The sequence below is a fragment of the Pseudomonadota bacterium genome, from assembly GCA_030860485.1.
Classification (GTDB): Bacteria; Pseudomonadota; Gammaproteobacteria; order JACCXJ01; family JACCXJ01; genus JACCXJ01.
Genome location: JALZID010000020.1, coordinates 1 through 3,255, shown reverse-complemented (window position 1 = coordinate 3,255; position 3,255 = coordinate 1). Strand labels below are relative to the sequence as shown.

2 protein-coding genes and 2 pseudogenes are annotated in these 3,255 nt (G+C 62.2%); all 4 read right to left on the bottom strand.

What is annotated here, in order from left to right; genetic code table 11:
* Positions 1 to 487 (bottom strand): annotated as a pseudogene (locus M3461_00830) (IS21 family transposase).
* Between the two features lie 817 nt (positions 488 to 1,304).
* Positions 1,305 to 1,703, bottom strand: a complete 399-nt coding sequence (locus tag M3461_00825) for a hypothetical protein (protein ID MDQ3773024.1) — start codon at positions 1,701 to 1,703, stop codon at positions 1,305 to 1,307.
* Between the two features lie 177 nt (positions 1,704 to 1,880).
* A pseudogene (locus tag M3461_00820) lies at positions 1,881 to 2,966 on the bottom strand (IS5 family transposase).
* A 76-nt stretch (positions 2,967 to 3,042) separates the two neighbouring features.
* The coding region (locus M3461_00815; GenBank protein ID MDQ3773023.1) for a hypothetical protein at positions 3,043 to 3,255 on the bottom strand (213 nt) is incomplete at its 5' end.

Below are 3,255 nucleotides of genomic sequence, written 5' to 3'. Positions count from 1 at the left end.
CTCAGCACCATCACGAAGGCCATCAGCGGGCGCACGGCGTGGCCGACGGTGAGCTTGCCGAAGTGGGCCCAGTCGGCTTGGGCTTGTTCGCCGGGCAGGGTGCGCAGGCGAAGATAGGCTTCCCCCGCCGGTCGCGGGCGCAGCCGGCTAACGATGGCGCGGAAATGATCGGGAGCGCCCGGATAACCGCGCTCGCGCACCATCTGGTACAGACGGCTCGCGCGCAGGGTGGGGAACTTCGTCCTGTACCTCCCAAAAGCATTACATCCATGTAATCCCGGTTCGTCAGCATCTCGAGGATAAACGCAAGGTAGGGTTCGACCATGGAGGGCCGCACCGTCTTCTGGGCCGTCGGCACCCCGGTCGGTGCGAGCACACGGCGGACGGTCGTGTGATGCACGCGCAGTTGAGTGGCGATGGTGCCGATGGGCCAGTGCTCGGTGTGATAGAGGCGCAGGATCTCGGCTTCGAGGGCGCGCGAGATCATCGTAGGCCACTCCGCTCAGCGTCCCAGGGGCCGAGACGCGCGAAGGTCGACAACGGGCGTTGGCAGAAACTGCAGCGCGGTGGCGGTCCCGCCGGGTGATGCGGGTAGAGCCGAGCGAGGGTGAGTGCGGAGATCTGGGCGCTTTGAGCCGCACAGGGGGGACTCCGCTGTTTCTGGTGGATTGCCTCGGCATCGGTCACCTCCGTCACGCTCTCGGTGGAGAGGGACGCCACTATGACAGCGGTATTGGAAGCGGGGGAACCCTGATGCGTCACTTTCTGTGCGCGACGCGCACGCCAGGTGTTCTGGCGAGCCGCGTGCCGACAGGCGCCGCGGTAGCTCTGCTGGTAGCGAGCCCCGGCGCGGTGCAGCGACTCGCGTCGGCGGATCGTGGCGCACGGCCCCGCGCAGTAGGTGTTGCCACGGTCGCATCGGCGGCAGATCCGTACTGGCTCACCGCAGCGCCCGCAGTGGTAGAGCCGAGGAGTGTCTTCGAGCACCGCCCTGCACAATCCACATAGGACTGGACAACGCCGTGCATCGCTGGCATAAAGGTAACGCGGCCATGCCCCTTACAGGGGTACCGCGACGCTGAAGGCCCGGGGTTCTCGGTCAAGAATGTACCCGGGCCTTCACTTTTTCGGCGTGGCAGATCAGGATAGCGGAGTTTGTGACGTCGGCGTTGGGTAGCGCAGTCCGAATCGTAACGAGGTCCCCGATGCCGATCGACCCCCAACTCAACTCACGATCAGCATCGGACCTAACACGGCGACGAATTTTGGGGACGAGGCGCGTTAACCCACAAGATCAGGCGGATTTAGATCCCCGTCGACACCGGATATTGCTCAAGGGTGTCGATTATGCGTCGCAGGTATCCGCGCGTGGAACTCGAGTCCTTGACGCGACGAAGTTCCGACGCGAGGGCGTCCACCGTTGCTACCGTCGGGAATGACCCAAGGGCTTCGGCAATCAACGTAAGACGCACGTAGTCTTCGGGATATTGTCGGAGAAGGCCAAGCAGGAACACCCCTGCCTCGACGCGCCCTCCGTAGCTCATCGATCTGAGTAGGGAGCAGCCCGTGCGAAACTGCTCCTCGTTTGGCGAGAGCGCTTGCCGGAGGACGGAGTCGATCGGGAAACGAGAGAGATCTAAGCCTTGCTCGGTCAGCCATGGCGCCTCAGCGACGGTGATTTTATGACTGATGCGCGATGCCATTGTTTTTAGCGCCTAACAGGCTGTTGAAGAACCCTTCTAGACATAAAAAATACGAGTTATTGACAGTAAATCGGGTGCGACATCGGAATAAACAGTGCGCTCGGCCATGGTGGTTGCCCCCGTGCTATGCGAGGGGTGCGGTCGATGAGGATGAACGACGATCAACACCGCTTTCTCCTAGCAAGGTACCGGATGGAGCAGGTTCCGCATCCGTACCAGGTTGTAGGCTGCCATCGTGAGCACAAATTGAAAGTCGACACGCGCCGTGCCCCGAAATTTGGTCTGCCGTACGTGGCCAATGGTCTTCCCCCATCCAAAACACTCTTCGATGTGCTTGCGGATCCGTTGGCTGATGAGGTAGCCGGGATGCCGAGTGGTGCGCCGGTCAAGGGGCCGAGCCACCGCGCCGCGCGAGGTTTTGTGCCACGTGTGGCGTGACGTTGAGAGCGCGGGCTCCCTCGATAAAACCGCGTGTGTCGTAGGCCTTGTCCGCGCCCACGGTCACGGGATGGGTGCCGGGAAGCTCCGACAACATCTAGATGGCGGTATCGCGCTCTGCCGAGCCGCTCGCCCGCACCACCCGGGCCTCGGCCACCAAGCCATGGCGGTTCTCCATCAGCACTTGCCCGGCATAGCAGAGCTTAGCGGGGTGCGCCTGACTCTTGCGAAACATCAGCGCCTCGGGGTCCGTCTTGGACTCATGGGTCTCATTGCACCGACGCTCACCGTGAAAGTTGCGTCCGGCATTGCGACCCGAGCCTTTCGGAGGGTCCTCATCCGATCCATCTTTGCGCCGAAAGCTCTTCTGCGATGCCCAGGCATCAATCAACGTGCCGTCCACGCTGAAGTGCTCATCCGAGGTCAAACCGGCCGCCTGCGCCCGGCCGTAGACTTCGGCAAAAAAGCCCCGCGCGATATCCGCCGCGAGCAGCCGGTCCCGATTCTTGGAGAACGTCGAATGGCTCCATACCCGCTCGTCCGCAGACAGCCCCACAAACCACCGGAACAGCAAGTTGTAGTCGAGCGCTTCACACAGCAACCGCTCGCTACGCACCGAATACAAGACTTGCAGCAACAAGGCGCGCAACAGGCGCTCCGGGGCGATCGAGGATCGGCCTTCGATGGCATACATCGCATCGAACTCCGCCGTCATGCCTGCCAGCGCCTCGTCCACGATGGTTCGGACCGGCGCAACGGATGCGAGGGAGGCACCCGATCCTCCAGCGACACGTAGCTGAACCTCCCGTCTTGACGATCATCCATTCCACGCACCGGATTGTCCTCCCAAGACCAACGTTCGAGAGATCTGATCGTCATACCACGTGAAAGTTCGACTTTCTCAACAGCCTGCTAACGTCCACGCGAGCGAAAAAGGGACTTTCAGATCCGTTGAGCTCGGTCGGTGTGGCATTGGCTGCGTGAGGATCGGATCGCCGGACGCAAAGAACGATTGGACGTCGCTGAGCTCGGAAGTGCGGCGCATCGGGGGGAGGGCGGTCAGGAACATCTGGCCATAGGAGCGGGTATGGATGCGCGGATCGCACAGCATCAA